At 68.4% G+C, this 26,959-nt stretch carries 29 protein-coding genes and 1 other RNA gene; 13 read left to right on the top strand and 17 right to left on the bottom strand.

Annotated features, from left to right (window positions below):
• Window positions 1–93: 93 nt before the first annotated feature.
• Window positions 94–1,623 carry an alpha/beta hydrolase gene (locus tag ACFWPK_RS24105; RefSeq protein ID WP_378919301.1) on the bottom strand — a complete coding sequence of 510 codons (1,530 nt, stop codon included), beginning with the start codon at window positions 1,621–1,623 and terminating at the stop codon, window positions 94–96.
• Between the two features lie 199 nt (window positions 1,624–1,822).
• Between ACFWPK_RS24105 and panB the strand changes: the two genes are divergently transcribed.
• The 4 genes from panB (at window position 1,823) to ACFWPK_RS24085 (ending at window position 5,042) form a co-directional block, all read left to right on the top strand.
• The gene (gene panB / locus ACFWPK_RS24100; protein ID WP_378919299.1) at window positions 1,823–2,677 is read left to right on the top strand and encodes a 3-methyl-2-oxobutanoate hydroxymethyltransferase; all 855 of its coding nucleotides are present in this window, start codon (window positions 1,823–1,825) and stop codon (window positions 2,675–2,677) included.
• A gap of 142 nt (window positions 2,678–2,819) precedes the next feature.
• Window positions 2,820–3,218, top strand: a complete 399-nt coding sequence (locus tag ACFWPK_RS24095) for a hypothetical protein (RefSeq protein WP_378919298.1) — start codon at window positions 2,820–2,822, stop codon at window positions 3,216–3,218.
• Window positions 3,218–4,180 (top strand): prolyl aminopeptidase, encoded by a 963-nt coding sequence (gene pip / locus ACFWPK_RS24090; protein WP_378919296.1) that lies wholly within the window; start codon window positions 3,218–3,220, stop codon window positions 4,178–4,180. Before ACFWPK_RS24095 ends, pip begins: the two co-directional genes overlap by 1 nt.
• Window positions 4,181–4,184: 4 nt before the next feature.
• Window positions 4,185–5,042, top strand: coding sequence for a CHAD domain-containing protein (locus ACFWPK_RS24085; RefSeq protein WP_378919294.1), 858 nt, complete (start codon window positions 4,185–4,187; stop codon window positions 5,040–5,042).
• Between the two features lie 37 nt (window positions 5,043–5,079).
• Here the strand turns inward: ACFWPK_RS24085 and ACFWPK_RS24080 are convergent, their stop codons facing one another.
• From ACFWPK_RS24080 to ACFWPK_RS24060, 5 genes are all read right to left on the bottom strand, one after another.
• The gene (locus ACFWPK_RS24080; RefSeq protein ID WP_378919292.1) at window positions 5,080–5,457 is read right to left on the bottom strand and encodes a hypothetical protein; all 378 of its coding nucleotides are present in this window, start codon (window positions 5,455–5,457) and stop codon (window positions 5,080–5,082) included.
• A complete protein-coding gene (locus ACFWPK_RS24075; RefSeq protein WP_378919290.1) occupies window positions 5,438–5,728 on the bottom strand; it encodes a hypothetical protein in 291 nt (96 codons plus the stop codon). Before ACFWPK_RS24075 ends, ACFWPK_RS24080 begins: the two co-directional genes overlap by 20 nt.
• A gap of 11 nt (window positions 5,729–5,739) precedes the next feature.
• Window positions 5,740–7,218, bottom strand: coding sequence for a hypothetical protein (locus tag ACFWPK_RS24070; protein WP_378919288.1), 1,479 nt, complete (start codon window positions 7,216–7,218; stop codon window positions 5,740–5,742).
• A 109-nt stretch (window positions 7,219–7,327) separates the two neighbouring features.
• Complete coding sequence (locus ACFWPK_RS24065; protein ID WP_378919286.1) at window positions 7,328–8,815, bottom strand: RNB domain-containing ribonuclease; 1,488 nt, start codon at window positions 8,813–8,815, stop codon at window positions 7,328–7,330.
• A 19-nt stretch (window positions 8,816–8,834) separates the two neighbouring features.
• Window positions 8,835–9,167, bottom strand: a complete 333-nt coding sequence (locus ACFWPK_RS24060) for a hypothetical protein (protein ID WP_378919284.1) — start codon at window positions 9,165–9,167, stop codon at window positions 8,835–8,837.
• A 414-nt stretch (window positions 9,168–9,581) separates the two neighbouring features.
• Between ACFWPK_RS24060 and ACFWPK_RS24055 the strand changes: the two genes are divergently transcribed.
• A complete protein-coding gene (locus ACFWPK_RS24055) occupies window positions 9,582–9,953 on the top strand; it encodes a hypothetical protein (protein WP_378919282.1) in 372 nt (123 codons plus the stop codon).
• A 62-nt stretch (window positions 9,954–10,015) separates the two neighbouring features.
• Here ACFWPK_RS24055 and rnpB read toward each other — a convergent pair.
• An RNA gene (gene rnpB / locus ACFWPK_RS24050) (RNase P RNA component class A) lies at window positions 10,016–10,423 on the bottom strand.
• A gap of 36 nt (window positions 10,424–10,459) precedes the next feature.
• Here rnpB and ACFWPK_RS24045 point away from each other — a divergent pair.
• Window positions 10,460–11,347 carry an alpha/beta hydrolase gene (locus ACFWPK_RS24045; RefSeq protein ID WP_378919281.1) on the top strand — a complete coding sequence of 296 codons (888 nt, stop codon included), beginning with the start codon at window positions 10,460–10,462 and terminating at the stop codon, window positions 11,345–11,347.
• Between the two features lie 123 nt (window positions 11,348–11,470).
• Here the strand turns inward: ACFWPK_RS24045 and ACFWPK_RS24040 are convergent, their stop codons facing one another.
• The 5 genes from ACFWPK_RS24040 to cobC form a co-directional block, all read right to left on the bottom strand.
• Window positions 11,471–12,160: a S1 family peptidase gene (locus ACFWPK_RS24040; RefSeq protein WP_378919279.1), complete on the bottom strand. Its 690-nt coding sequence runs from the start codon at window positions 12,158–12,160 to the stop codon at window positions 11,471–11,473.
• A 158-nt stretch (window positions 12,161–12,318) separates the two neighbouring features.
• A complete protein-coding gene (locus ACFWPK_RS24035; RefSeq protein ID WP_378919277.1) occupies window positions 12,319–13,455 on the bottom strand; it encodes a bifunctional RNase H/acid phosphatase in 1,137 nt (378 codons plus the stop codon).
• Window positions 13,456–13,471: 16 nt separating this feature from the next.
• Window positions 13,472–14,209 carry a zinc ribbon domain-containing protein gene (locus ACFWPK_RS24030; protein WP_378919275.1) on the bottom strand — a complete coding sequence of 246 codons (738 nt, stop codon included), beginning with the start codon at window positions 14,207–14,209 and terminating at the stop codon, window positions 13,472–13,474.
• 110 nt (window positions 14,210–14,319) lie between these two features.
• Complete coding sequence (locus tag ACFWPK_RS24025; protein ID WP_378919273.1) at window positions 14,320–15,435, bottom strand: Nif3-like dinuclear metal center hexameric protein; 1,116 nt, start codon at window positions 15,433–15,435, stop codon at window positions 14,320–14,322.
• Window positions 15,436–15,475: 40 nt separating this feature from the next.
• Complete coding sequence (cobC, locus tag ACFWPK_RS24020; protein ID WP_378919270.1) at window positions 15,476–16,576, bottom strand: Rv2231c family pyridoxal phosphate-dependent protein CobC; 1,101 nt, start codon at window positions 16,574–16,576, stop codon at window positions 15,476–15,478.
• A gap of 52 nt (window positions 16,577–16,628) precedes the next feature.
• On the opposite strand from cobC, the gene ACFWPK_RS24015 reads away from it, so the two are divergent.
• Complete coding sequence (locus ACFWPK_RS24015) at window positions 16,629–17,123, top strand: low molecular weight protein-tyrosine-phosphatase (RefSeq protein WP_378919268.1); 495 nt, start codon at window positions 16,629–16,631, stop codon at window positions 17,121–17,123.
• Window positions 17,123–17,980 (top strand): SURF1 family protein, encoded by an 858-nt coding sequence (locus ACFWPK_RS24010; protein ID WP_378919266.1) that lies wholly within the window; start codon window positions 17,123–17,125, stop codon window positions 17,978–17,980. Before ACFWPK_RS24015 ends, ACFWPK_RS24010 begins: the two co-directional genes overlap by 1 nt.
• Window positions 17,981–18,011: 31 nt before the next feature.
• Here ACFWPK_RS24010 and ACFWPK_RS24005 read toward each other — a convergent pair whose 3' ends face one another.
• The gene (locus ACFWPK_RS24005) at window positions 18,012–18,932 is read right to left on the bottom strand and encodes a cobalamin biosynthesis protein (RefSeq protein ID WP_378919264.1); all 921 of its coding nucleotides are present in this window, start codon (window positions 18,930–18,932) and stop codon (window positions 18,012–18,014) included.
• 117 nt (window positions 18,933–19,049) lie between these two features.
• Between ACFWPK_RS24005 and sigJ the strand changes: the two genes are divergently transcribed.
• Window positions 19,050–19,976, top strand: coding sequence for an RNA polymerase sigma factor SigJ (sigJ, locus tag ACFWPK_RS24000; RefSeq protein WP_378919262.1), 927 nt, complete (start codon window positions 19,050–19,052; stop codon window positions 19,974–19,976).
• A 6-nt stretch (window positions 19,977–19,982) separates the two neighbouring features.
• On the opposite strand, the gene ald is transcribed toward sigJ, so the two are convergent.
• From ald to ACFWPK_RS23985, 3 genes are all read right to left on the bottom strand, one after another.
• Complete coding sequence (ald, locus tag ACFWPK_RS23995; protein WP_378919260.1) at window positions 19,983–21,095, bottom strand: alanine dehydrogenase; 1,113 nt, start codon at window positions 21,093–21,095, stop codon at window positions 19,983–19,985.
• Between the two features lie 66 nt (window positions 21,096–21,161).
• Complete coding sequence (locus ACFWPK_RS23990; RefSeq protein WP_378919258.1) at window positions 21,162–21,770, bottom strand: hypothetical protein; 609 nt, start codon at window positions 21,768–21,770, stop codon at window positions 21,162–21,164.
• 92 nt (window positions 21,771–21,862) lie between these two features.
• Window positions 21,863–22,633: an MBL fold metallo-hydrolase gene (locus ACFWPK_RS23985; protein ID WP_378919256.1), complete on the bottom strand. Its 771-nt coding sequence runs from the start codon at window positions 22,631–22,633 to the stop codon at window positions 21,863–21,865.
• 71 nt (window positions 22,634–22,704) lie between these two features.
• Between ACFWPK_RS23985 and ACFWPK_RS23980 the strand changes: the two genes are divergently transcribed.
• The 4 genes from ACFWPK_RS23980 (at window position 22,705) to ACFWPK_RS23965 (ending at window position 25,108) form a co-directional block, all read left to right on the top strand.
• Complete coding sequence (locus ACFWPK_RS23980; protein WP_378919254.1) at window positions 22,705–23,661, top strand: GlxA family transcriptional regulator; 957 nt, start codon at window positions 22,705–22,707, stop codon at window positions 23,659–23,661.
• An 8-nt stretch (window positions 23,662–23,669) separates the two neighbouring features.
• Entirely contained in the window at window positions 23,670–24,185 is a 516-nt protein-coding gene (locus tag ACFWPK_RS23975; RefSeq protein ID WP_378919252.1) for a gamma carbonic anhydrase family protein, read from the top strand.
• 115 nt (window positions 24,186–24,300) lie between these two features.
• Window positions 24,301–24,489, top strand: coding sequence for a hypothetical protein (locus ACFWPK_RS23970; RefSeq protein WP_067456688.1), 189 nt, complete (start codon window positions 24,301–24,303; stop codon window positions 24,487–24,489).
• A gap of 7 nt (window positions 24,490–24,496) precedes the next feature.
• The gene (locus tag ACFWPK_RS23965; protein ID WP_378919250.1) at window positions 24,497–25,108 is read left to right on the top strand and encodes a TetR/AcrR family transcriptional regulator; all 612 of its coding nucleotides are present in this window, start codon (window positions 24,497–24,499) and stop codon (window positions 25,106–25,108) included.
• Here the strand turns inward: ACFWPK_RS23965 and ACFWPK_RS23960 are convergent.
• Window positions 25,076–26,881 carry an Eco57I restriction-modification methylase domain-containing protein gene (locus ACFWPK_RS23960; RefSeq protein ID WP_378919248.1) on the bottom strand — a complete coding sequence of 602 codons (1,806 nt, stop codon included), beginning with the start codon at window positions 26,879–26,881 and terminating at the stop codon, window positions 25,076–25,078. The two genes, ACFWPK_RS23965 and ACFWPK_RS23960, sit on opposite strands and share 33 nt — an antisense overlap.
• Window positions 26,882–26,959: the final 78 nt, after the last annotated feature.

The raw sequence follows: 26,959 nt of genomic DNA, 5'->3' as shown, positions 1-26,959 counted from the left end.
TCCGTGTTACATACGCAGACGGGTTTGCGATCGCGTCACATCGTTCGCACATCTCACCGGCCACGACGGGGCGCGGTGAGCCGAATGTGGCTCTCAGCATGTGAGACCTGGAGCGGGCGTGGCGAGATCGACGAGGTAGTTGATCACCGCGGCGTCGAGGCACTGATCGCCCGCGACGAGAGCGGCGGTGTGCCGATTGCCACGGAAGGTGATCAGGTCGGCGCCCAGCTGCGCGGCCAGGTCGACACCCGCCTGATACGGCGTGGCCGGGTCGTCGGTGGTGGAGACGACGACGGTGGGCGGCAGCCCGGGAGCCGAGACACGATGCGGGGTGCTGGTGTTGGGCACCGGCCAGGCGGCGCACAGTTCCAGCGGGGCGGCGCCGGTGCCCCTGCCGTCATCGAGGAACGGGGCGGCCTTGCGGTATTCGGTGTCCTGACGGCCGGTCACCGCGGGATCGGTGATGCGGGGATCGTCGACGCAGCGGATCGCGTTGAAGGCGTCCTGGGTGTTGGCGTAGGTGCCGTCCTGGCGGCGGCCGTCGTACATATCGGCCAGTTGCAGCAGGGTGTCGCCGTTTCCGCCGCGCAATTCGGACAGGCCCTGGGTGAGGATCTGCCACAGGTCGTCGCTGTAGAGGGCCTGCTGGACGCCGGTGATCGCGTCGTTGTAGCTGAGGCCGCGCGGGTCGGCGGTCGCGGCCGGGGTCTGCTCGAGTGGGCTTACCAGCTCGCGGAACCGGGTCACGGCCTGAGCGGGGTCGGTGCCGAGCGGGCAGTCGGCGTTCTTCGCGCAGTCGGTGGCGTAGGCGTTGAACACGCCTTGGAAGCCCGCTGCTTGGCGCAACGACTCCTGGACCGGGTCCTGCGAGGAGTCGACGGCTCCGTCGAGGACGAGAGCGCGCACGTTCTGCGGATATTTCTCCGCGTAGGCCGAGCCGAGGCGGGTGCCGTAGGAGTAGCCGAGATAGCTCAGCTTCGCGTCACCCAGGACTGCCCGCATGACATCCATATCCTGGATCACCTCGCGAGTGCCGACATGTCCGAGCAGGTCGACACCCGAGCGCTCGGCGCAGCTGTCGGCGTATTCGCGGTTTTCGGCCTCGGCCTCGGCGATGCCGGCCGGGGTGTTGTCGGTGGGCGGCTCGGCGCGTTCGGCGTCGGCCTGCTGCGGGGTCAGGCAGACGATCGCGGGCAGCGACGAGCCGACACCGCGCGGATCGAACCCGACCCGATCGAACTTCTCCGCCAGTTCGGTGCGGTTGCCGACGGTGATCATCGACAGGCCGGAGACGCCGGGTCCACCCGGGTTCATCAGCAGCGAGCCGACCTTCTCGCCGGTGGCCGGGATCCGCGAGAGCGCGATCTGGGCGGTCGGGCCGTCCGGGCGCGCGTAATCGATCGGCACGGTGATCCGCGCGCACTCGGTTTTGGGCGGCAGCCGGTCCTCCGGGCTGCCGTAGCCCTCGCACGAACCCCAGCTGATCTGCTGGTCGTAGAAGGTGTTCAGGCCCGGCGGTGGCGGGGGTAGTTCGGCGCGCGGTGCGCTCTCCTCGCCGATGCCGCAGCTGACGATCAACGCAGAGACAGCGCCGAGGAGCACGACGAGCCGGCCTCGCTGCACAGTTGGCCCACCTTTCCGCGCCCTGCGGCGCACACGATGCGCCCGAACGGGCTCGCATCACGGTAGCCGACTCGACGATGTGACCGATCACACCGGCGCCGGGCCTTAAACCCGCGCGGGCGCGGGTGGCACACTGAGATGGTCAGAAAAGCCCGGGGACCCGGTATGGGCCTCGAGGAACCAGACGAAAGGGACGATGATGTCCGTATCCGATGAGCAGAGTCCTGCCTACGGTGCCACTCCCGTCGAAGCCAAACCACGCCGCAAGACCCGCGTCCAGCATCTACAGCAGATGAAGGTCGACGGCGAGCGCTGGTCGATGCTGACGGCCTACGACTACTCGTCCGCGCGACTGTTCGAGGAAGCCGGTATCCCCGTGCTCCTGGTCGGCGACTCCGCCGCCAATGTCGTCTACGGCTACGACACCACCGTGCCGATCACCATCGACGAGCTCATCCCGCTCGTGCGCGGTGTCGTCCGCGGCGCACCGCACGCGCTGGTGGTCGCCGACCTGCCGTTCGGGACCTACGAGTCCTCGCCGCAGCAGGCCCTCGCGACCGCCATCCGCTTCATGAAGGAGGGCGGAGCGCACGCGGTGAAGCTCGAGGGCGGCGAACGGGTCGCCGAGCAGATCGCGCTGATCACCTCCGCGGGCATCCCTGTGATGGCCCACATCGGGTTCACTCCGCAGAGCGTGAACACCCTCGGCGGTTTCCGGGTCCAGGGCCGTGGCGACGGTGCCGAGCAGCTGGTCACCGACGCGATCGCCGTGCAGGAAGCCGGTGCCTTCTCGGTGGTCATGGAAATGGTCCCCGCCGAGATCGCGGGCCAGGTCACCCGCAAGCTGACCATCCCCACCATCGGCATCGGCGCCGGTGCCGACTGCGACGCCCAGGTGCTGGTCTGGCAGGACATGGCCGGCTACACCAGCGGCAAGACCGCCAAGTTCGTCAAGCGCTTCGGCAACGTCGGTGACGAGCTGCGCACCGCCGCGGCCACTTACGCCGCCGAAGTCCGCCAGGGCACCTTCCCCGGCCCCGAACACAGCTTCTGAGATCGACCCGTGCGGCCGCTCCCGCGAGGGGGCGGCCGTTGCGTGCGAAAGGTGCATGTCCGCGGCTGATGGCAGACTCGAAGATGACAGTCTTCGACTAGCAGAGGTACCGATGCCGCAACGCCGTTGGATTTCTCGTTCTGTGCTGATCACGGCGGGTGTACTCACCGTCGCGGGGCTGACCGCGTGTGGAGGCGCGCCGCCGGCTTCGACCGGGAGCGCGGGCACCAGCACCTCGGCCGCTGCGACTACCACCGCTCCGGCCGGGACTCTGACGATCAGCCCCTCCTCCGCGGCGCAGCTGTGCGACATGATCCGGCCCGAGCTGTCGAACTTCCGGGTGCAGGGGCCGACGCTCGGGCGGATCTCGCTCAACGCCATGGTGCACGATTGGGGCTTTCGCAACGGTGGCATCAACGGGCACGTGCTCGCCGACAAGGCGATGATCGACCGGGTGACCACCGACAGCTGCCCCGAGGTACGGACCGAGGCGCTCACCGCCCTCGAATTGCCCTCCCTCGCAGCGGGATTGGCGTTCTGATGCGCACCCTCTACCCCGAGATCGAACCGTTCGAGCAGGGACTGCTCGACGTCGGCGACGGCCAGTCGGTGTACTGGGAGGTCAGCGGCAATCCCGACGGCAAGCCGGTGGTGTTCGTCCACGGCGGGCCCGGCGGTGGCACCGGGCCACTACAGCGGCGCTTCTTCGACCCGGCGGTGTACAAGATCGTGCTGTTCGATCAGCGCGGCTGCGGAAAGTCCATGCCGCACATCGCCGATGGGGCACCGCTGGACACCAACACCACGCCGAACCTGATCGCCGACATGGAGTCGCTGCGCGCGCATCTCGGGCTCGAGCGCTGGCAGGTGTTCGGCGGTTCCTGGGGGTCGACCCTGGGCCTGGCTTATGCGCAGGCGCACCCGGAGCGGGTGACCGAACTGGTGTTGCGTGGCATCTTCTTGTTGCGGCGCAAGGAAATCGACTGGTACTACAACGGTGCCGCGGGCACTGTCTACCCTGCCGAGTGGGCGAAATTCCTGGCGCCGGTGCCCGCCGGGGAACGCGATGACGACCTCGTCGAGGTGTATCACCGGCTGCTGCACTCCCCCGATCCGCAGGTCGCACTCGATGCCGCGGTCGCCTGGTCGACGTGGGAAGGTGCGACGAGTTCGCTGCTCCCGCAACCGGATCGGGTCGCCGAAACCGCCGAGGCACGCTTCGCCCTCGCCTTCGCCCGGATCGAAAACCACTACTTTCGCCACGGCGGATTCCTGGACGAGGGACAGTTGCTGGCAGACATAGATCGGATCGCCGACATCCCCGGCGTGATCGTGCAGGGCCGCCACGACATCGTGTGCCCCGCGGTGAGCGCATGGGATCTGCACAATGCGTGGCCGTCCTCGACCCTGCACATCGTCGAGGACGCCGGACACACCGCGCACGAGCCCGGCATCACCCACCACCTGGTGGAGTCGACCGACACGTTCGGAAAGCGAGGCTGACACCATGGCGATCGAGGCCGGAAAAGCCGTCGTCGCGGCACTACGCGAGGACATCGACCGGCTTTTCGCCGCCGAGCCCGACGTTCGCGCCGATGCCTACGATTCGGTGCACCAGATGCGGGTGGCCACGCGCAGGCTGCGCAGCGTCCTGCGCTCCTACCGCACGCTGTTCGACGCCGACGAGTCCGCCGCCACCGAAGCTGAGCTGAAGTGGCTGGCCGACCTGCTGGGCGTGGCCCGCGACGCCGAGGTCCGCGCCGAACGGTTCACCGACCTGCTGTCGGGCTACGACACGGTCCCGACCGAGGTCACCGATTCCCTGGTCGGCGCGTCCCGCAAGGCCTACACCGATGCCCACGCGGAGGTGCTGAGCGCACTCGATGACAAGCGCTACCGCCGCCTGCGCAAAGTCCTGAAAACCTGGCGCACCGATCCCCCACTCGCCCCGGAACTCGCCCGCGACAACGCGACCGATGTCTTCGGCCGAGTCCTGCGCCGCGACCGCAAACGCCTGCGCAAGCTGGTCTTCGCCGAACCCACCGCCACCCCCGCCGATCGCGTGGAACTGCTCCACGACATCCGCAAGGGCGCCAAGCGTTTACGGTATTCCTGCGAGGCCGCGACCACCGTCCTCGGCCCCGACGCCGCCGACCTCGGCACCCGCGCCAAACGCCTGCAATCCGTCCTCGGCGACCACCGAGACGCCGTCGAATCCCGCGAAGCGATCCTGGTGGTAGCTGTGGGCACCCACGGCCGAGCAGCAACCATCTACGAACTCCTGGCCGACACCGAAGAAGCAGCCGCGGGCCAAGAGATATCCCGCTACCCAGCAGCAGCCGCCTTCGTTTCGGCGAGCGACTGACTTTCGGACCTCGTGGACGGCGGCGGGCCGGATCACGCTAGCCAGCCGTCGATGCCCCGGTTTCCTCCGCCCGCCGACCACGTCGGCCGCGCCGCACTGCGCTCACAACCGCGCAGACTACGGCAGCGGGAATCGCGAAGGCCAGCACGAGAATCGACGGGTAGAGCAGTTGTCGAATCAGTAGTCCGGTGGCCCCGACCAGCATGCCGATGGCGACTTGGCGAGGAATTCCGCGGATGGCGAGGGCGACCAGCCAGAGGACAACGCCGACGGCGAACCAGATCGGCCCCGGAACCGGTGGGTGGTGCGAGCTGAGGGCATACAGCGTCGCGGCCGGGAATGTGGCAGCCGTGACGAGGAATCCGACCCGGCCGAATGTCGATCCGCTCATCGCCTCACCCGAACCAGATGCCATCGGCTATCCCGACGATCAGGTTCAGCCCACCCGCGACGACTACGCCGAGCGCGGCTCCGCGGAGCGCACCGCCCCGACGGGCGAGAACGGCGGCGGTGGGAACCACCGCGAGCGCACCGACGAGTGCCCCGGCGGGGACAGCCACCGCGTCCGAGAGCCCGGCTACCCCGGTCAACAGCGCTGCGACGACAAAAGACAGCGCGAATACGGCGCAGAAGAACACCGGGAAGACAAGGGTCGCGCCCATCCAATAGCGATCCGCCGAGCTCATGGTTCCGCCGATCATGCCAGCGGCAAATCGCTCGGTGTGATCTTGCGGACAACCGGCGGATTGTCGACACTGCCCGCCTTGGTACCCGGAAGGTCATAGGTTCCCGGATAGCCGGGCCCCGGGTCGCCTTCCGGGAATTGCTGGAGGGCTTTGAACTTGTCGAACACCTTGTCGTCGGTTCCCGGAATCTCATGATGGAACGGCAGATTCGCGATCGGACCATGCTCACCGCCGGTGACAGCCGGATCCACGGCGACCTCTTTCACGCTGCCGTCTTGACGTTCCTGATACACCTCGAGCGAGGGAAAGTCGGTTCTGCTTCCGTGCACCGTGACATCGCCACCGTTCTGCCCTGGAACGAACACGAGGTCACCGTTGACGGTCCATACTCCAGACGGATCGGGAGAGTGCGGGTTGGCGGCGTCGTAGTCGATCCGCACCGATCCGTCGGCGGCCTGCCACACCTGAGCTTCGGGCGCTTCGACGTCCACTTCTCCGTTTTCCGAGACGGAGGGATTCTGGCGCATGACGACGATCCCGTTCTCGTAGTCGACATAGGTGGTGACCCGTGCATGCTCGGGATCGAAATTCGGGTCGTTGGTCCTGTTGTCGCCCAGGTCCTTCGGAAGATTGAAGACTTTCTCCTGCTCGATCCATTGAGAAGTACGCACCACGCCCTGTCCGGGTACCGGCTCGATGCGCACGACTTTGATCTCGGCGTCGGTGCCCTTGTACTTGGGGTCGGTGCTCTCGGGGTTGAGCACCAGAGCTGTCTCCCAGTCGACATTGCTCGACGGGTCCCGGCCGAATACCTTTCGGAACGCGGCCGCCGCGGCCGCCCTGCGGGCTGCGTCGTTCACCGGCGCCGGGCTGATCGGGAGGTCGGTCAGGATCGGCGAATCACCCTCGGGCAGTTCGGCGAAGGCTTTCTCGATCGCGCTCGCCACCGACTCCGCCGCGCTCCGCGCGTGCTCCAAGGCCCGCTTCACCACGGCGGTCGAGGCGTCGGCGTCGACTTGCAGCGCTCCTGCGGCGATCGAATACGACGACGCGTCCGGTAGTTGCGAAAGCAAGGTTTGATGGGTGCTCGCCGAAATGACTACGGTGCCGTCTTCGGCGACCTCGTAGCCATTGGTCTGCGCGGTACGGATCGAAGCGGCGACGGCTGCGCGGGCAGCATCGAGAGTAGCCGCACCCGACTCTGCCGCAGCGGCGCCGTTTTGCAGGGCGGAGATGAAAACGTTTGTGCTGGCTCGTATTTGCTCATGTTCGGTTCGCATGGCCGTGCCGGCGCTGCCCTGCCAATAGTCCCGAGTGGCATCCACGGCACGGTACTGAGCGTCGTCGAAGGCAGCCAGCTTGCCCGCTTGCGCTGACCACTCGACCCCCTGAGCCGTCACGGTGTTCGGCTCCCACGCCAAAACCTGTGTCGTAGTGAGTGCCCCCGTCGCGGCGGTCCCCTGCTGCTCTGCGGTACTCAGAGTGCTCACGCGGAGCCCCCGTGAAGTACTGGTCCGAACGGCGTCATGAATTCCCCCATCTCCCGAAACCCCTTTCCGCGGCCACTATAGCCACGGGCTGACGAGAGGCGAGAGTCGATCAGTGTGGCCGGGCCGCGGTGAAGGCGAAGGTGATCGTGCGTGTATCGGGGTCGGCGACCGTCAGTTGAACCGGTACTGTCCGTCCTTCCGGCGGGGCCCCGTCGCAGCGGCCGAGAATCGGCGGATCAGCGACGAAGATCTCGGCGCCTCGTGAACCGTTTGCCTCACGCAGAACCACCGCGGTGAACTCGGTGCCGACTCGAGGTGCGAGGACAGTGGCCTCGGTCAGATCGACGCACGCACGATCCACCTTGTTGGCTACCGCATCAGTGCGCCGCATCGTCTCGGCGGCGCTCTTCAATCCGTCCACCACCCACTGGGGCACCTCGGCCCCCGCACTGTAGGCCAGGCAGATCTCGGTGGTGAACCGGTCGGCCAACCGCCGCAGCGGTGCCGTCACGTGCGCGTACGGCGCCCCGATCGCGCTGTGCGTCAACTGCTCCGGCGACGGATCGTCGAGCTCGGCGAGCAGCGTGTAGCTCGCCCCACGCAACAGCCCGGTCGCTTCCGACATCAACACCAGCGCCGCGGGCGTATTCGCGTCGAGTCCGGCGAGCATCCGCCCCACGGGTACCTCGGCGGGCCACTCGACCCCCAGTGCCGCTGCCGTACGCCGCATCGATTCGATCGCGCTGCCCGGCGGCGGAGGCATCGTCCGGAGCAAGCCGATTCCCTTGTGCTCCACCATGATTCGCGCCGCGCACATTCCGGTGAGCAGCGAGACCTGCTCGTTCCAGTCGTCGGCGTCGGTCCTCGGCTCCAGTTGCAGGCGCCAGCCGTCACCGGCGGAGACCACTTCCTGCGCGGGCAATCGCAGCGAGATGGCGCCTTGTTCGAACCCCGCCTCGATCCGCAGCCGCCCGAATTCGGGGAGCGCGATCAAGGACGGATGCAGCGTCGCGGCGTCGGCAGCGGCTTGCACCTGCGCGTAGTCGAAGCGCTCCCGAGAGCGCACCAACGCGCGCGTCACCGAGAAGCTCAGCGGTACCGCGTCGTTGTCGAGTTCGATGGTCCACAACGCGGCGGGCCGGTCGACACCGGGCAGCAGACTCGCGGTGCCCTCGGACAGCACCGTCGGATGCAGCGGAACATTGCCGTCGGGCAGATAGAAAGTTTGCCCGCGCACTTCGGCCTCAGCGGCGAGCGCGCTGCCGGGCACGATCACCGCACCGAGATCCGCGATCGCGTAGTGCAGGGTGAAACCGGTGGGGGTGCGTTCGATATGCAGCGCCTGGTCCAGATCCAGCGCGCTGGGCGGGTCGATGGTCACGAACTCGATATCGGTCCGATCGACCCGGGTGCCCGCGAACGCGTCTACCGCGTCGCGGGCCTCGGAGACGGCCTCGGACGGATATTCCGAGGCCAATCCGAATTCGGAACGGATGGCGCCGAAGTCGACCGGCGCCGAGACGATCCGCTGATGGAGCTGGAGACCAGTGGTCCGACCCCGATCCTGCGAACTACTCGTCCTGTGTTCGAAGTCCATCTTCGCAGAGTAGCGAGTCCTACTTCAGAGCGAGCATGGTGCCGTTGAGCTGATCGAGCGGGCCGTACACCGTGAAAGTGACCCGGCCGTTGGGGACGGCCGAGGACACGGTCGCGGCCGCGTCGAGTGCCTGACCGAACGAGGCCGCCGACGGATGCGGCAGACCGGCCACGGTGAGGCCGAATCGGGACTGGTGCACCCAGGCTGTATCAGCCGGGCTGAGGTCGACCTGAACCCCGCCTGCGAGCGGGGTCACCGCGACCGCGCTCGCTGAACCGGCGGCAAGCGTTGCGAAAACCGCAGCGGCTCCGGCGATCAGTGCACCGGCGACAATGGAACGAACTACCCGCATGTAAATGTGACCTGCTTCCGCGATCGAATGTGTTGGGCCCGAGGAAGTGGCAGCGAGCCCTGCCGACGGCGATCACTCTATGACCTCGCTCACGTTCCCGGCGAGTTCCCGCGCAATTTCGCCGTCTCGACACACGAACGCGGCGACATTACGGGCAATTGTTACTGTGGCGGCGGCGCACTCGGCAGCTGCCGGGTTGTGCGGCACTCACGTCGATAAATGGGAGTTTGCGAACGTATGTCGTGGCTGATTTTCGATTACCTGTCGCCGATCCTCGGACCGGACGCGGCCAGCTATTGGGCGCACCTACTGGCGATTAACCCGGGGTAGCTCACCGCTTCGATCCAGAACATGTCGCTTCCCGTTAACCACAGGGGAAGCGGCGTGTTTCCTGGACCGCTAGCATCCCGCTCCGTGAGTAGAACTACCGCCGCCATCGCGGCCAGCGCCACCGTCTTCGCCCTGCTTCTGGCCGGCTGCAGCGACGACTCTTCCTCCGCCGGTTCCCCCGCCCCCTCCACCACCCCCGCGCCTACCTTCCAGGTCGAAGCAAGCAAGGCGGGCATGTTCGTGGTGAGCTACCGCAATGCCTTCCCCAAGCTGGCGCAGGGGCGTGACGACGCCACCGTAGCCGCGGTGCTGAACCATTCCTGCTCCGAGATCAAGGCGGGCAAGTCCGAGGCCGACACCATCGCCACGATCATCAAGGCGGCCAAGAACGGCGACACCGCCGCGACCACCGAAGAGGCCACGGCTGTCTACCAGATGTCCAAGCTGATGTGCTGAGCCCTCTGCGGCGAAGCGAGGCGGCGGTTCCCGTGGGAACCGCCGCCTTCTCGTTTCGTGGGCGGGCGAGCCGGCCTGTAAGCCGGATCCTGTCCCCGATTCGCATCGGGGGGCGACCATCCATCTGGACACACCGTTGCCGGGTGCCTCGAGCGGTCCACCCGCAGGCTCGGGCGAGCAGCCCTCGAACACCTGCGCAGCCGCACCGTTGCCGATGCGACCTTCGACCTTGCTCCGGGCGGGGTTTACCTAGCCGCCCCGGTCACCCGGGGCGCTGGTGCGCTCTTACCGCACCGTTTCACCCTTACCGCACTCGCGTGCGGCGGTCTGTTCTCTGTGGCACTGTCCCGCGGGTCACCCCGGGTTGCCGTTAACAACCGCCCTGCTCTGTGGAGTCCGGACTTTCCTCGGCACCGGGCAGCGGCACTGTTCGTGCCCGTTCCCGTCACCGCGGTCGCCCGGCCGACTCGCCCGCCGGTACAGAGTACTCGCTACGGTATTGACTCATGGAACGTGTCGACGTCAGTTTCCCTTCGGGTGACCAGCAGTGCGCCGCGTGGCTCTACCTGCCCGACGGTGCGCCTCGGCCGCGGCCGTTGGTGATCATGGGACACGGGCTCGGGGCCACCCGCGAGATGGGGTTGGATCGGTATGCGCGGCGGTTCGTCGCCGCGGGAATGGGGGTGCTGGCCTTCGACTACCGCAATTTCGGCGCCAGTGAGGGTTCCCCTCGCCAGGTACTCAACATCGCCCGTCAGCGGCAGGACTGGAAGGCCGCAATCGCCTACGCGCGTAGCATCCGTGGCTTCGATGCCACCCGGATCGCGTTGTGGGGCACCTCGTTCGGCGGTGGGCACGTGCTCGCGGTGGCGCCCGACGACGATTACCTGGCCGCGGTGGTGGCCCAGGTGCCGTTCACCAGCGGGTGGGCGTCGTCGATGGCGAAGGGGCCGATCAGCCTGACCAAGGTCGCCACCATCGCCGCCACCGACCTGCTCTTCGGCCCGATCCGCCGAAAACCCATCCGCATCCGGCTGGCCGGGCGCAAACGCTCCGCGGCGTTGATGAGCGCCACCGACGTCCCCGAGGGCTACGGCAGACTCGCCGAGGAGAGCGATACCTACGACCCCAAAGTCGGTGCCCGCATCGCTTTCTCGACCCTCTTCGACTCCCCTGGCCGCCGCGCCAAGTCCCTGAAGGTCCCCGTCTTCTACGCGATCGCCGAAAACGACACGATCGCCCCCGCGGGCCCGACCCGCAAGGCCGCCGAACGAACCAAACACGCAGTGGTCAAGCAGTATCCGGTCGGCCACTTCGATGTGTACTTCGACGATGTCTTCGAGCAGGTAGTCCGCGACCAGACCGACTTCCTGGTGTCGGTCCTTCGCCCCTGAACTGCCCGTGGCCGCCTACGGCCTGCTGCTCGTGCACGAGCGCGGTCTCGACCATCGTTGATCGCACGAGCACGAAGGGCGCAGCACCGAAACGGTGCTGCGCCCTTGTGGTTTCGCGGTGGATCAGATGGGCTGGAAGCCCGCGCCTACGCCGCCTGCGCGGTTGAGCACGTCCAGGATCACCTGGATGGGCTGGAAGTAGGCGGGTGAGTGGATCGGGTTGGCGCCGCCGGTGCAGGGGACGTCGAAGTCGACAGGGCCGAGGCCGGTGAGGCGGCCCTGGTTCATGCCGACGAGGCGGTCACCGACGACGACGGGGCCGCCGGAATCGCCCGGCTGCGAGCAGTACTGGTTGATCGAGGTGCCTTCGAGTTCACCCCACACCACACCGCAGCTGCGACCGCTGGTGCGGCCGTCCGAGCACACCATGGTACCGGGGCCCGGCGAGGCGCCGATCCCCGCGACGGTGGTCTGGCCGATGGTGCGCACCGGCAGTACCTTCGACGCATCCAGTTGCAGCACAGCGAAATCCAGGTAGTCGCCGTCGTCGGAATACGCGACGGTACCGATCACGCCTGCCTTGAGCGCCTGCTCGGCACCGACGCGCGAACCGGTCGGCGCGCAGTGTCCCGCGGTGAGACCGACGAGCCGGCCAGCGCCGTCGTGGCCGATGGCCGTGAGCGAACAACCGGAGTTGTTGTCGAAGACGATGCCCGATGCCGCACCGAGCACCACGCTCGGATCGGCCGTCACGCTACCCGCGCCCGCGGACGCGGTAAGCACCCCCGCGATGGCCGCCGCAAACGCCGCCATCCGTAGAAACCTCATCAAGTACCTTTCCTGTGTAGCCGCGCATCCGCGCGCCCGAGAATCTGTCGGGCGATGCGGCGTCGTCGTTACGCCGACCGTGCGCCGGGGCGACCGTACCGTGCCCGGGTGACGACCGGCTAGCTCACAGGTATCGGGCTAGCTCACAGGTATGAGGTGTCGTTGACCAGTCGCACCGAGGCGCCACCGTCGGGATAGAACTCGGCGATGCACAGCGACGCGAGGTCGAGGTGCAGGCGGTACAGCAGCGACGGGCCGACACCGAGGGCCAACTGCAACAGGGTCTTGATCGGGGTCACATGACTGACCACCACCACGTTCTGGCCCGGATACAGCGCGACCAGATCGCGGCGCACCCCTTCGATGCGTTCGCGCACCTGATCGAAACTCTCGCCGCCGGGTGCGGGGATCGAGGAGTCACCGAGCCAGTCGCTGTGCAGGATCGGATCGCGCTGGGCGGCCTCGGTGAAGGTGAGACCTTCCCAGTCACCGAAGTCGGTCTCGATGAGGCCGTCGAGGATTCGCAGCGGCACATCGAGGGCGGTCGCGGCGGCTTCGGCGGTGGAACGGGCCCGCTGCAGTGGGGAGCTCACCACGGCGGCGATATCGCCTTTGGCGGCAAGCATTTTCGCGGCACGCTCGACCTGCTCGCGACCGAGGTCGGTCAGCGGCGGGTTGCCACGGCCGGAGTAGCGGCGCTCCACCGACAGCGCCGTCTGGCCGTGGCGCAGCAGCAACAGACGGGTCGGCTTCCCCAAGGCGCCGGTCCAGCCGGGCGAGAACTTGTTCGCCCCAGTCGATTCCGTCTTCGGCACGGCGACTCGGTCACCGGGGGCATGCCCGGCGGCGACGGCCTCACGCACGGTCGCGGTGAGCTCACTGTCGTCCATCGCCTCGTTCGCGAGCCGATCGGCATGTGAGTTCTCGGCGCGCGGAATCCAGGTGAAGCTCACCCGATCGAAGCCGGCGACCAGTGCCCGCGCCTGCTCGGCGAGCGGAATCATCGAGGCGTGCTTGATCTTCCAGCGACCCGACATCTGTTCGACGACGAGTTTGGAATCCATGCGCACCGTGACAACCCGCGCGCCCAGCTCTGCCGCGGCCGCCAAACCCGCGATGAGACCACGGTATTCGGCCACATTGTTGGTGGCGACGCCGATGAACTCCTTGCGTTCGGCGAGCACCCGCACGTGATCGGCGGCGAACACCACCGCACCGTAACCGGCCGGGCCGGGATTGCCGCGCGAGCCACCATCGGCTTCGACGATCACCTCGCTCATCGGCGCACCGCCGCGATCACAGCCCCGATTCCTTGGTACGCACCATGATCGCGCTGCACTCCGGGCAGCGCAGGACCGCGTCGGGCGCGGCCTTGGCGATGCGCTGCATCTCGCCGCGGTCGATCTCGATCCGGCAGGCGCCGCAGCGGCGAGCCTGCAGCAGGGCCGCGCCGACACCGTGCGCCGCGCGCTGCTTGTCGTAGACGGCGATCAGCTCGGCGGGGAACAGGCCGATCAGCTCGGAGCGATCCTTCTCGCAACGCTGTTGCGCCACTTCGAGATCGGCCATCGCCTCATCGCGCAGGCGTTCGGCGTCTTCGAGGTCGTGGTCGGCCTTGCTGAGCCGCGCACCCGCGTGGTCGTGGTCGGCGAGCATCGCCTCGCGCTGCTCCATCACGGTCAGCAGCTCGTCCTCGAGCACCGAGCGGCGACGCTCCAGGCTGCCGAGTTCGTGCTGGATCTCGGAGAGCTGCTTGGCGGCGACGGTGCCCGCGGTGAGCATGCCGCGGTCGCGGTCCTCGCGCTTGCGGACGGCGTCGACCTCACCCTCGAGCTTGCGGATGTCGCGGTCCAGATCGTCGATGCCGATCTCCACCGCCACGGCCGCGTCCTTGTAGCCGTTGCGCTCGGCCGCCAGTCGTGCCACTTCCTGCTGCTCCGGCAGCGCGGAACGGCGATGGGCGATGCGCGTCAACTCGGCATCGACACCTGCGAGCTGCAACAGCTTGGTCTGGACCGACGGTTCGACATTCAACGCGCACGAACTCCTACAACACGGTGGACGGATGGATCGATCAACCGTACCGCGCCGCAGGGTGTGATCACGCCATGACCCGGAGACATCGAGGTACCGGCGGCGAGGAACTAGCCGCTGACCGTCCACGGGTCCGTGCGCAGGGTGCAGACGCGGGTCCGCACCGCGGGCAGGGCGGTGTTGACGAACCGTTCGGCCTGGCCGCACCAGGGGAACTCGGTGGCCCAGTGCGCGGCATCGATGAGGGCGGGGCCACCGCGGCGGAGGTGTTCGTCGACGGGGTGGTGGCGCAGGTCGGAGGTGAGGTAGGCGTCGACGCCCGCGCGGATGGCTTTGTCGAGGTAGGAGTCGCCCGCACCGCCGCAGACCGCGACTCGTTCGATCACGCGATCGGGATCACCCGCGGCGCGCACGCCCCAGACGGTGCGGGGCAGGCCGACGCCGACGCGGGCGGTGAATTCGCGCAGGGTTTCGGGCTGTGGGAGTTCACCGATGCGGCCGATGCCGAGTGCCGACGGCAGGGGTGCGCGTTCGGTGACGTGGTAGGCGGGTTCCTCGTAGGGGTGGGCGGCGCGCAGGGCGGCGAGTACGGCGAGGCGGGAGGTCGGGGGCGCGACCACCTCGACAGCGTCCTCGGCGACGATTTCGACGGTGCCGATCGCGCCGATCGCCGGGGCGGCGCCCGCGATCGGCAGGAACTGGCCGGTGCCCGCGGTGTACCAGGCGGCTTCGCGGTAGTCGCCGATCGCGCCCGCGCCCGCCGTGAACAAGGCCGACATCAAGGAAGCCGTGTGGGTCTGGGGCACCTGGATGACCCATTTGTCCACGGAGGCAAGCGGTTTGGGATCCAGCGGGCCGGTGACGGTGAGGCCGACGGCCGCGGCGAGCGCGTCGGAGACGCCCGGGTCGGCGGAGTCGGCGTTGGTGTGGGCGGCGAACAGGGCACAACCCGATCGGATCAACCGGTGCAGCAGTGCGCCTTTCGGCGTATCGGCGGCGACGGTGTCGACCCCGCGCAGCAGCAGCGGATGATGCACGACCAAAGCCTGTGCGCCCCAACCGATCGCCTCGTCGACAACCGCGGCGGTCGCGTCGACGGCGAACACCACCTTGGTGACCTCCTGCGCGGGGTCACCGCAGACGAGCCCCACCGAATCCCACGATTCGGCCAGTCTCGGCGGGTACGCCGCGTCGAGCACCCCGATCAGTTCGGCCAGGTCGGTCACCGCCGCCTCCTTCGTTGCGTGGGAATGGTCGTCGTGGGGGTCACCACAGTGCCGCGTTCAGCGCGTCGATCAGCGGGTCGACTTCGGCGGCGCCACGAACCGCTACGCGGAGGTGGTCGGGACCGAGGCCGGGGAAGGTGTCGGCGCGGCGGACCGCGATGCCGCGGTCGGCGAGGCGCTTGCGTAGCAGAGCGCCGTCGGGGACACGCAGCAGCAGGAAGGGCCCGGTGGCCGGGGTGTGGACGTCGAGGCCGAGCGCGGTGAGGCGGTCGATCATGGCGGTGCGGTCGGCGGCGATGCGGTGTGCGTGCTGCCGGGATTCGGCGACGGCGGCGGGTTCGGCGGTGGCGATGATCGCCTCGAGCTGGAGGGTGCCGAGCGGCCAGTGCGGGCGACCATGTGCGAGGCGGGCCAGGACATCGGGAGCACCGAGCGCGTAGCCGCAACGCAGACCGGCCAGTGCCCACGTCTTGGTGAGGCTGCGGAGAACGATGACATCGGGGGCCGAGAGACCGGCCAACGACTCCGGTTCATCAGCGACCCGGCCCGCCGGCATCGCACCGGATGCGGTGCTCTCGTCAGCGATGTCGGCGGGCGCAACGACCGCATCGGCGAAGGCTTCGTCGATCACGATGATCCGGCCGGGCCGGCGAAGTGCCTCAATCGTCTCGGCGGGATGCAGGATCGAAGTCGGGTTGGTGGGGTTGCCGACGACCACGAGGTCGGCTTCGTCGGGGACCAGGGCGGGGTCGAGGGTGTACGGCCGTTCCAGGATCACCCTGGTGACCGGGACATCCGCCTCGCGTAGTGCGAGTTCCGGCTCGGTGAAGGACGGGTGGACGACGGCGGCGAGGCGGGGCGCCAGGCGGGGCAGCATCGCGAACCCCTCGGCGGCGCCTGCCAGCAGCAGCACCTCGTCCGGCGAGCGGCCGTGGCGGGCGGCGACGGCGACGCGGGCGGTGCGGTCGTCGTCGGAACTGGGATAGCGGCCGAGGTCGGTGAGGCGGGCGGCAAGGCGGGCGCGCAGCCAGGCGGGTGGGGCGACGCCCTGGACGTTCACCGCGAAATCGAGCATGCCCGGGCGCGCCTCCACGTCGCCGTGGTGGCGCAACATCGCGGGGTCGACGGAGTCCTCGAGCACAACTGAACACCCTACGTGGCGGCGATTCGGCGCCACGGGCGACAATGCTCCTGTGGGTCCACTACATGTCTCGTTCATTTGCACAGGCAATATCTGCCGGTCACCGATGGCCGCGAAGATGTTCGAGGCGCACCTCTACCGGGCCGGTCTCGCGAACCGGGTGCGGGTGAGCAGCGCGGGTACCGGTTCGTGGCATGTCGGCGATGCGGCCGACCCGCGCACCGAGGCGACCCTGCGCCGCGCCGGCTACCCGACCGAGCACACCGCGGCGACCTTCGGTCCCGAGCACAGTGACGCCGATCTGATCATCGCCCTGGACACCGGGCACGACCGCGAGCTCGCGCACCGCGGCGTCCCCACCGACCAGCGCAGGCTGCTGCGCAGCTTCGACCCCGCTGCCGATGACCTCGACGTGCCGGACCCGTACTACGGCGACCAGTCCGGCTTCGACCTGGTTCGCGACCAGATCGAAGCCGCGATCCCCGGCCTGCTCGACTGGGTCCACGCCGAACTGGACGCGCGCAACCCCGCCGGCGTGCAGCTCTGATGCGCAAGCTCACCTTCCTGCTGCGCCCCAGCTGGCTGATCCTCGCGGTGATCGTCGCCGCCTTCGCCTACCTGTGCTTCACGGTCCTGGCGCCGTGGCAGCTCGGCAAGAACGACAGCACCGAGCACCGCAACCAGCTGATCGCCGACTCCGTGCAAGCCGACCCCGTGGCCGTCACCGATGTCCTCGACGGCGACACCGGCACCCACACCGAATGGCGCAAGGTGACCGCGACGGGCACCTTCGTCCCCGAGTCGACCGTCCTGGTCCGGCTCCGCCACCTCGACGGTGCCCCCGGCTACGCGGTCCTCGCCGCCTTCCGCCTCGACGACGGCCGCACCCTCCTGGTCGACCGCGGCCTGGTTGCCTCCGTGGACGGCACCCGCCCACCCGCGATCGCGGACCCACCCGCGGGCCCGCAACGCATCGAAGCCCGAGTCCGCGCCTCCGAGGGCGTGGTCCCCGACAAGACTCCGAGCACCCAAGACGGCTACCGCCAGGTGTACACGGTCGACACCACCCAGGAATCCACCGTCCTCGGCACTCCCCTCACCCCCATCCCGACCGGCACCGACAAGGGCGGCTACCTCCAGCTGGCAGCGAACCAGCCAGGTGCCTTCACCCCCACTCCCCTGCCCCAACTCGACGCGGGCCCCTACCTCTCCTACGGCCTCCAATGGCTCGCCTTCGGCCTGATGGCTCCGTTGGGCCTCGGTTATTTCGTAGTAGCCGAACTCCGAGCCCGCCGCCGAGACCGAACCCAACCGTCTGCGCCGACGACGCCCACATCAACCACAGACCCCCCAGCCAAGCCCACCACCCAGGCCCGACTAGCCGACCGCTACGGCCGCAACTGAACCGCCTCCCCCGCTGTTCAGCGGGCGGCTGTCACCTACCCCGCACCGTCGCAATCACGCCCGCGAGGCCAACCGCGGCGACCTGTACCGCCGTCGACATCCGTACCGCGCGGCGCAGGTCCGCGGTGGTCGGTGTCGGTCCGTCGCCGAGAGTGGGACGCAGTTCGGTGCCGTATCGGTATTGCGTGAGCCCGCCGAGGCGGATGCCGAGGGCGCCTGCCATCGACGCCTCGACGACGCCGGCGTTGGGGCTCGGGTGCTTGGCCGCGTCACGCCGCCATGCGCGAAGCGACGCCATCGCAGTGCCGCCGACCAGCGGGGCGAGGGCGGCAGTGAGCAGGCCGGTGACGCGGGCGGGGATCAGGTTGGCGATGTCGTCGGTGCGAGCGGCGGCCCAGCCGAAGTTCTCGTACCGCTCGTTCCGATACCCGATCATCGCATCGAGTGTGTTGACTGCGCGGTACCCGAGCAGCCCAGGAACTCCGGCGACCGCGCCCCACATCAGCGGCGCCACCGTCGCGTCCGACGTGTTCTCGGCGATGGATTCCAGCGCGGCCCGAGCCAACCCGTCGGCATCGAGCACGGAAGGATCCCGCCCACACAACGACGGAAGCAGCTCGCGCGCCCCCTCGATATCGCCTGCGTCGAGCCGATCCGCCATCGCCTGCCCGGCCCGCGCCAAACTCCGCCCACCGAGCGCGGTCCACGTCGCCAACGCCGTAGCCAACAGGCCACCCCGAGCGCCGATCACCCCGATCCCCAGCACAGATCCGACCGCGACGATCTCGTGCACCACCCCGGCCGACCGATCGTCGGCGTAGGTCACCTGCTCCAATGCCGCTGCCGCCGAACCGAATCCGGCCACGGGATGCCACCGCTGTGGATCGGCGAATACCCGATCGAGCACGAATCCCAGCACCAGCCCGGCCGCCGTCGACGTCGTTTTCCGCACCGGCCGAGGGTAGCGGGCGGCGGGGATGTCACACCGGCGACCGCTGGTTCGTCATCACTGTGACGGCACTTCTAGACTCGCCGGGACCGAGCAAGATCAACCGAACGGGCGCACACCATGACCTCACCGCAGCCTCTCGATCAGGCCGAACTGGCCCGACGCTTCGAGGAACATCGCCCCTACCTGCGCCGACTCGCCTACAGCACGCTCGGCAGCATCAGTGACGCCGAAGACGTGGTGCAGGACGCCTGGCTGCGCCTGCAACGGCAGTTCGACGCGGGCAAGGCCGACGAGATCGACAACCTGCGTGCCTGGCTCACCACCGTCATCGGCCGCCTCGCCCTGGACCAGCTCGGGTCCGCGCGCGCCCGCCGCGAACAGTACGTGGGCGAGTGGCTGCCGGAACCGGAAGTCACTTCCTGGGACGACCCAGCCGACCGCATCTCCCAGGACGAACGTGTCACCACCGCGCTCCTGGTCGTGCTCGAGTCGCTGTCGCCCGCCGAACGCACCGCGTTCGTGCTGCAAGACGTGTTCGGCATGAGCGGCCCCGAGGTCTCCGAGGTAGTCGGGCGCACTCCCGCCGCGGTCCGTCAGCTCGCCTCCCGCGCCCGCAAGCACGTCGAGAACGGCACCCCACGTTTTCCCGCGTCGCCGGCCGAACAGGAGAAGGTCGTCTCGGCGTTCGCGCTGGCCTGGCGCTCGGGTGATCTGAGTTCGCTGCTCGGCGTGCTCGACCAGAACGTGGTGCTCACCGCCGACGGCGGCGGCAAGGTGCCCGCCATCCGTCAGCCGGTGCGCGGCGCGGAGCTCATCGCCAAGATGCTGCTCGGCTGGTACAACACCGCGAACGGCTGGGGCCGGGCGGTGCTGGTCAACGGTTTGCCCGGCCTGATCGTCTTCGACGGCACCAACATGGGCGTCTTCTCGTTCGTCATCGACGCCGGTCGCGTCGTGGCGATCAATATCGTCCGCAACCCCGACAAGCTTCGCGACCTGCCCACCGAGGGCGCGCCGGACTGGTACCTGGGCGGTGGCGAATAGCCGCCGCTATGCCCCGAGCGAATACCCGTGCGCGGCCGCGACTTCGGCGGACAACAGCTTGCCCTCGACTGCCGTGAGCCCGGCGGCCAGTCCGGGGTCGGCGGCGCATGCTCCGCGCCAGCCCTTGTCGGCGATCACCAGCGCGAACGGCAGAGTCGCGTTGGTGAGTGCCACGGTCGAGGTGTGCGGCACCGCGCCCGGCATGTTCGCCACGCAGTAGAACAGCGAATCGGCCACGGGGAAGGTCGGATTCGCGTGCGTGGTCGGCCGTGTGGAGGCGAAGCAACCGCCCTGATCGACGGCGATGTCGACGAGTACCGAGCCGGGCCGCATCCGCGCGACGAGTTCGTCGGATACCAATTTCGGCGCCCTTGCCCCCGGTACCAGGACCGACCCGATCACCAGATCTGCCGCGACCACGGCCTTTTCGATCTCGAGTGCGTGCGAGGCGAGGGTGCCCACCCGGCCGGCGAAGCGTGCGTCGAGTTCACGCAACCGCGCCAGATTCGTGTCGAGCACGCTCACCCTGGCGCCCATCCCGACCGCGATACTCGCCGCGTTCGTTCCCGCGACGCCGCCGCCGAGCACCACCACGTCGGCCGGTCGCACCCCGGGCACGCCGCCGAGCAGCACACCGCCGCCACCCATCGGCGCCATCAGGTGATAGGCCCCGACCTGGGCGCTCAGCTTGCCCGCCACCTCGCTCATCGGTGCGAGCAACGGCAGTGATCCGTTGGCCCCGCGCACCGTCTCGTATGCGATGGCGACGATCCCCGAGGCCAGGATCGCGTCGGTGCATTCCTTCGACGCCGCCAGATGCAGAAAGGTGAACAGCACCTGATCGCGGCGCATCAGTGGATATTCCTGCGCGATAGGCTCTTTCACCTTCACCACCAGATCCGACCGAGCCCAGACCTGATCGGCGTCGGCCGCGATCCGCGTACCCGCGGCCCGGTAGTCGTCATCGGCGAATCCCGACCCGGCACCGGCACCGGCCTGCACGAGCACTTCGTGCCCGTGCGCGACCAGTTCGGCGGCGCCCGCCGGCGTGAGCGCCACCCGGAACTCCTGCGGCTTGACCTCCGTCGGTACCCCGACGAGTACGCCCGTTCGCGTCATCCGGCAAGCCTAGGACCTGCGCCGGAGCTCAGCCGCCGCCGCGATCGCGTGTCGCGGCCGACTCGATTACGCCGGGGCCGGAACAGCCGGGCTCGAGGTGGTTTCCGGAGCCGTCGCCGGAACGGTGGTGGTCGTCGGCGGAGTTGTTGTTTGCGCCGTCGTCGTCACCGGGGCTGCCGTAGTGGTAGTCGGGGCAACGGTTGTCGTGGCCGGCGGGACCGTTTCACCGCACTCGTTGTGACCACAGGAATCTGTTCCACACTCCGGGCCGGGCACACAGGTGTGGCCGGGCGGGATGCCGCATTCGTTGTGACCGCAGGAATCCGTTCCGCACTCCGGGCCGGGCACACAGGTGTGCCCTGGCGGGATTTCCCCCTGCGCGGGCGTGCCCGGCGCAGCCGGGGTGGGCGAGTGATAGTACGACGACTCGGGCGCCGATCCACCACCCGAACCACCCGGATCGGTCGATGCCGCAGGCGAACTCGTCGGCGTCACCGACGTCGTCGAGGTCACCGAGGTCACCGAGGTCACCGAGGTCTTCGACACCGAACTCGATCCCGCATCACCGGAATCGCCGCCGTCCGACGAACACGCACTGACAGCGAACACCACCAAGGCCATCAGCACACCGAGCAGCACCCGGAACTGATTGCCCCGCAGTAACTTCCGCAACATTTTCTTCTCCTCAGACCACAGACCCGCACCTGACGGGTCAGGTGCGGGTCGACGAAAGCTGTTAGATAGCAGAACTATTCATTGATCGCCGCTCACACCGAAAACATTTCACCCCGCACCGGCACGATCAGTTGATGCGCGCGATCGGCGTAGGCGAAGGTGCGCTCGAGGTAATCCAGCGACTCGCTGAAGTGACCCCAGCCCTCCGCGTGCACAGCCACGATCACGGCATCGCCGAGCACCGCGGCGGCCGCGACCGCGGTGCGGGCGTTCAACGTGACATCGCTGTCGCCGAACCGCCCCACATTGGCCCCGCCGATGTTCAGCACCGCGGCATCGATGCGCCCGATCCGCTCGACTATCTGCTCCACCAACTCCACCGACGCGTTGTCGCCGGAGACGTACACCGTGGACTCACCCGGCGCGCGCAACACGAATCCCGTGACCACACCGCTGAACGGCTCGCACCCCTGCGGCCCGTGCAGCGCGGGCACCGCGGTGATCTCCACCGCGCCGACGGTCACCGTCTCCCACGGCACCAGCCCGCGCACACCCTCGATCCGGCCCGCGGCGTCCGGGGTCGAGAGAACAGTGTCGACCTCGGCGAGCAGCGCGCGACCCGCGTTGTCGAGGTTGTCGGCGTGCTGGTCGTGCGAGAGGAGCACGACGTCGATCGTCCCGATCTCCTCGACCGGCACCGCCGGACCGCTGAGCTTGTGCAGAGTGATCGGCCCCGGGTAGTCGCCGGGCTCGTCGAAGGTGGGATCGGTGAGCCAGGTCAGTCCGCCGTAGCGGAAGCGCAGGGTCGGGCCGCCGATATGCAGGGCGGCTGCCAGGGCGGGGCGGGTGATCATCTCGGTCATGCCGACAACTTTCGCCGAGCGAGCGGCGCCCGGACAGTGGCCTGCAGGCCGTACACCGATAAGATCGGGCCATGACCTCGGTGGCCGTGATCGCGTTCGACGGAATCAGCCCGTTCCACCTGTCGGTGCCCACCCTGGTGTTCGGCAGATCCGGCGCCGGCGTCGACTGCGCGTCGCCCTATGACGTGCGGGTATGCGCCGAGGTACCCGGAACACTCGCTACCGCAGCCGGTTTCGACATCACCGTCCGGCACGGCCTCGACATCGTCAGCACCGCCGATCTGGTGGTCTTTCCCGGATGGGTACGCGACCAAGGGATTTCGCCCGCGCTGAACGAGGCGGTGCACACCGCCCACGCGAACGGCGCCCGGCTGATCGGCCTGTGTCTCGGCTCCTGGGCGATCGCGGCGACCGGCCTCGCGGACGGGCGCGACGTCACCACCCATTGGGCCGCCGCCGACGCCCTCGCCCTGGCCTATCCCGCGGTCAACGTGCGCGCCGACACCCTGTGGAGCGACCTGGGCGACGTGATCACCTCCGCCGGCGTCGCCGCGGCACTGGACTGCTGCCTGCACATCGTCCGCACCGACCTCGGCGCCCGCGCCGCCACCGAGCTGGCGCGAGCGTTGGTCACCGCCCCGCACCGGCACGGTTCGCAGGCGCAGTACATCCCGATCGCGGTGCCCGACGACGACCCCGACGACCCGATCGAATGCGCGATGGCCTGGGCCCGCGCCCGCCTCGACACCGCCGTCGACCTCGACAACTGGTCACGCGAGGCGCTGATGTCGCGGCGCACCTTCACCCGCCGCTTCCGCGATCGCACCGGCACCAGCCCCCAGCAGTGGCTGCTCCAGCAGCGCATCGACCATGCCCGGCTGCTGCTGGAATCGACCGACGACACCGTCGACCGGGTCGCGCGCGACACCGGTTTCGGCAGCACGGTGAGCCTGCGCCACCACTTCCACCGCATGCTCGGTACATCTCCGACGGCCCACCGAGCGCAGTTCCGCGGTACGGCGCAATAATGACGTTCATGATCATCAAGGTGAGCGGGTTCACTCCCGAGATCGACGACACTGCCTGGATCGCGCCGACCGCGACCGTGATCGGCCGGGTGCGCCTGGGCGCCGAGGTCGGAGTCTGGTATTCGGCGGTGCTGCGCGGCGACCTCGAACAGATCAGCATCGGCGCACGCACCAATATCCAGGACGGCTGCGTGTTGCACGCCGACCCCGGTTTCGCGCTCACCGTAGGCACCGGAGTCTCGGTGGGACACAATGCGATTCTGCACGGCTGCACCATCGGCGACGATGTTCTCGTCGGCATGGGCGCGACGGTGCTCAACGGCGCGGTGATCGGCGCGGGCAGCCTGATCGCGGCCAATGCGCTGATTCCCGAGGGCGCGCAGATTCCACCCGGCTCGCTCGTGGCCGGCGTGCCGGGCAAGGTGCGGCGCGAGCTCACCTCAGCCCAGCAGGACGGGATCAAGCTCAATGCGGCGGTGTATCTGCACAATCTGACCAACCATCGCGACGCCGAGGTGTTGTGACCCATCACACTGAGCAAGTGTCCAGTAGGTATCCCTGATAGCATTTGTCCTGCGTATTGCGTGGCGATCATGAGATCAGCGATCGGCCCGGATACGCGAGGCAGGAGGTATCACGGTGGCATACGTGCATTCCGGTGTGCGCCGAGCGGCAGGACGGCTCAGCGTGGCCGATATCGCCGCCCAGCCAGGCGGCATCGAAGCACTCCAATCCCGCGTTCACGAACTCCGCTCTCGCGGAGTTCATTTCGCGGCCAATGCGATCGAGCAGGAGATGGCCGCATTGGATCTGCCCCCACAGGGATAATGGGGTAATGCCTACCGTTTCGTCGATCCTCGCGCGGATACTCGAGAAACCCGTCACCGACGGGGAGAAGCTGCTCGACAGTGCGCTGTCGGCGTTTCTGGACTTCGGCATCAAACGCACGAGCATGGGCGAGATCGCGCGGCGGGCCGGCATCAGCCCGGCCACCCTCTACCGGCGCTACGAATCCAAGAACGAGCTGGTCGAAGCTGTCGGCGTGCGCGAGGCGCAGCGCTATGTGACCGAGATCGACGAGCGGGTACGCGCCGTCACCGAACCCGACGAACAGCTCGTCGAGATCTTCGTCGCCTTCGTCACCACCATCGCGGGCAACGAACTGCTGCGCCGGTTGCTCAGCACCGAACCGGAGATCATTCTGCCCCGGCTCACCACCGAGGCCGGACCGATCCTCGCCGTCGGGCGCGCGTATCTGGCCGAGAAGCTGCGCGAGCTGCAGGTGCCCGAATTCGATCCCGATCTGGTCGCCGAGATCATGGCGCGACTGGCCCTGTCGCTGGCGCTGACCCCGGACGGGCTCATTCCGCTCGACGATCCGGAGGCTGGACGGGAGTTCGCGCGGCGCACATTGCTACCGATGGTCGGCATCCGCGATATCCACTGACACCCCGAACGCCGCCGCCACCACCTCATCGATGCCCGAGTCAGCGACCGGTACACCCTCTTCCAGGAGCGCGCGCACCCTCCGCACGATCTCGCCCGCGGCAGCACCGGCAGGATCGGGCAGCGGCAGTCGCGCTACGTATTGGGTGATCCAGCGGCGACGGCCCGAATACAGCCGGTTACCGCAGACAGCGTCGTAGAACCGCAGCCCCAGCGCCGAATTCGCCACACCCATCAGCAGATACGCCAGGTCGGTGGCCGCTCGGCCCGCGCCGAGGTCGGTGAGCGAGATCCAGTAGCAGTCACCGTTGACGACCGCGCCCGACCGATCGAGGGCGAATCGTGGACGTTCACTGATGTCGGGGAACACCAATTTCGGTGCGCCCCAGAGGTGTGGGCGCTGCGGCACCCAGATCTCGAACCACTTGCGGCCACCGTCGAGGACGTAGCGCCTGCCCGACAGCACCTGTTCGTGGGACCGTAGATACTCCGCCGCACAGGGGAACTCGGCAAGATCGATCGGGGTCCGCCGGGGCTCGAGCAGATCGTAGGGATAGAGCACCCTCGTGCCACGCGCCATCGCGACGCGCCACGGTTGCAGATCGTGGTGAGTGATCAACTCCCGCAACAGTTCCGGCTCCGGCGTCGGATCCATCTGCTCCCACCGGTCCGAGATGAACACCCGATCCGCCGTCGTCTTGATCCCCACCCTGATTCGCGTGGCCTCCCCGAACGAATGCCAGGTGCGATCGGCGATCCGGCCGAGCCAGTGATCGACCGAGGGGCGCGACATGCGCCAAGCGGTGTCACCGTGACGGTCGGACCGGCCATCGTCGACTGTTCCCGAGTCGGCGGGCGTGCCGACTGGCACACTCGCCGACCGGGGCTGGTCGGCCACCGGTGGCCCATCTGCCGGGAGCGTCGCGATGGTCGCGGATTCGCGCGCTTCACCCGTCGCCAACACGCCGACCTCCACCGCGAACACCCGCCCCCCGGCGCCGACGAGACAGGCATCCTCGCCTGCCAGCGCGTCGAAAAGCTCGGTCGTGCAGTCGGGTTCGACTCCCAGTTCCTCATAGACCGAGACATAGCGGCAGTCGGGTGGGCCGGTGGCGCGCAGGGCGATGGTGATCGCGGGCAGCACCGCGGCGGTGAAGAGTTTGGTGTCACCGAGGTCGTAGAGCTCCACCGGTGTCAGTTCACCGGTGAGGATCCGACGCAGGTTCGCCCCGGCCCGCGTGGTGAGAAACCGGTTGGCACAGAGCAATCCGAGTACTCCCCCGGTATCGAGCAGCCGCGGCGCGATGGCCACGAAGGGGTGGGTGAGGTCGATCCGCCCGCGTAGGCCGAACTGTTTACTCAGCAGCTGGGCCGTCGCGCCGCCCAGCTGCTGGGTCCGGACATACGGCGGATTGCTGATGATCAAGTCGAACGAGCCGTCGGCCAGCTGATCCGAAGCTGCGAGAAAATCGCCTGCACGGCAGTCTATTTCGACGCCGAGCGCGGCGGCCCGCGCGGCGGTTTCGTCGATGGCCTGCCGATCCAGGTCATACCCCGTGAGGTGCACCGCGACATCCGGTGTGCTCGAAGCGATTTCCCGATACACCGCCAGGAGTAGCTCGCCGTCCCCGCAGGCCGGATCGAGCACACGCAGCGTCGCGTCGCGTGGCACATACCGCAGCGCCCGTCGCGCCAGGAACCGCGCGAGGTCCGGTGGCGTGTAGTGCCTGCCGTGCCGTTTGCGCTCCTGCGCGTCGCGGGCCTGCAAAGCCATGCGATCGATTGTGCCCCGGAACTGCCTCGATGCACCGCAGGCACGAGCCGGGACCCAGCGCAACAGCCTCACCTGCGT

The organism is Nocardia sp. NPDC058519 (genome assembly GCF_042719755.1).
GTDB lineage: Bacteria > Actinomycetota > Actinomycetes > Mycobacteriales > Mycobacteriaceae > Nocardia.
Note: the sequence above shows the minus strand (reverse complement) of the source record. Positions and strands in the feature narration are given on the sequence as shown.

Bases quoted from the DNA above. Each gene is read 5' to 3' on its own strand.
- ACFWPK_RS23985 (WP_378919256.1), bottom strand. From the start codon at position 22,633: ATGACCGAGATGATCACCCGCCCCGCCCTGGCAGCCGCCCTGCATATC.
- ACFWPK_RS24040 (WP_378919279.1), bottom strand. From the start codon at position 12,160: ATGGCGGCGTTTGCGGCGGCCATCGCGGGGGTGCTTACCGCGTCCGCG.
- ACFWPK_RS24010 (WP_378919266.1), top strand. From the start codon at position 17,123: ATGCGCAAGCTCACCTTCCTGCTGCGCCCCAGCTGGCTGATCCTCGCG.
- ACFWPK_RS23960 (WP_378919248.1), bottom strand. From the start codon at position 26,881: ATGGCTTTGCAGGCCCGCGACGCGCAGGAGCGCAAACGGCACGGCAGG.
- ACFWPK_RS24075 (WP_378919290.1), bottom strand. From the start codon at position 5,728: ATGAGCTCGGCGGATCGCTATTGGATGGGCGCGACCCTTGTCTTCCCG.
- ACFWPK_RS24085 (WP_378919294.1), top strand. From the start codon at position 4,185: ATGGCGATCGAGGCCGGAAAAGCCGTCGTCGCGGCACTACGCGAGGAC.
- ald (WP_378919260.1), bottom strand. From the start codon at position 21,095: ATGACGCGAACGGGCGTACTCGTCGGGGTACCGACGGAGGTCAAGCCG.
- ACFWPK_RS24045 (WP_378919281.1), top strand. From the start codon at position 10,460: ATGGAACGTGTCGACGTCAGTTTCCCTTCGGGTGACCAGCAGTGCGCC.
- ACFWPK_RS23990 (WP_378919258.1), bottom strand. From the start codon at position 21,770: ATGTTGCGGAAGTTACTGCGGGGCAATCAGTTCCGGGTGCTGCTCGGT.
- ACFWPK_RS24060 (WP_378919284.1), bottom strand. From the start codon at position 9,167: ATGCGGGTAGTTCGTTCCATTGTCGCCGGTGCACTGATCGCCGGAGCC.
- sigJ (WP_378919262.1), top strand. From the start codon at position 19,050: ATGACCTCACCGCAGCCTCTCGATCAGGCCGAACTGGCCCGACGCTTC.
- ACFWPK_RS23965 (WP_378919250.1), top strand. From the start codon at position 24,497: ATGCCTACCGTTTCGTCGATCCTCGCGCGGATACTCGAGAAACCCGTC.
- ACFWPK_RS24065 (WP_378919286.1), bottom strand. From the start codon at position 8,815: ATGGACTTCGAACACAGGACGAGTAGTTCGCAGGATCGGGGTCGGACC.
- ACFWPK_RS24080 (WP_378919292.1), bottom strand. From the start codon at position 5,457: ATGGCATCTGGTTCGGGTGAGGCGATGAGCGGATCGACATTCGGCCGG.
- panB (WP_378919299.1), top strand. From the start codon at position 1,823: ATGTCCGTATCCGATGAGCAGAGTCCTGCCTACGGTGCCACTCCCGTC.
- ACFWPK_RS23980 (WP_378919254.1), top strand. From the start codon at position 22,705: ATGACCTCGGTGGCCGTGATCGCGTTCGACGGAATCAGCCCGTTCCAC.
- pip (WP_378919296.1), top strand. From the start codon at position 3,218: ATGCGCACCCTCTACCCCGAGATCGAACCGTTCGAGCAGGGACTGCTC.
- ACFWPK_RS23975 (WP_378919252.1), top strand. From the start codon at position 23,670: ATGATCATCAAGGTGAGCGGGTTCACTCCCGAGATCGACGACACTGCC.
- ACFWPK_RS24035 (WP_378919277.1), bottom strand. From the start codon at position 13,455: ATGAGCGAGGTGATCGTCGAAGCCGATGGTGGCTCGCGCGGCAATCCC.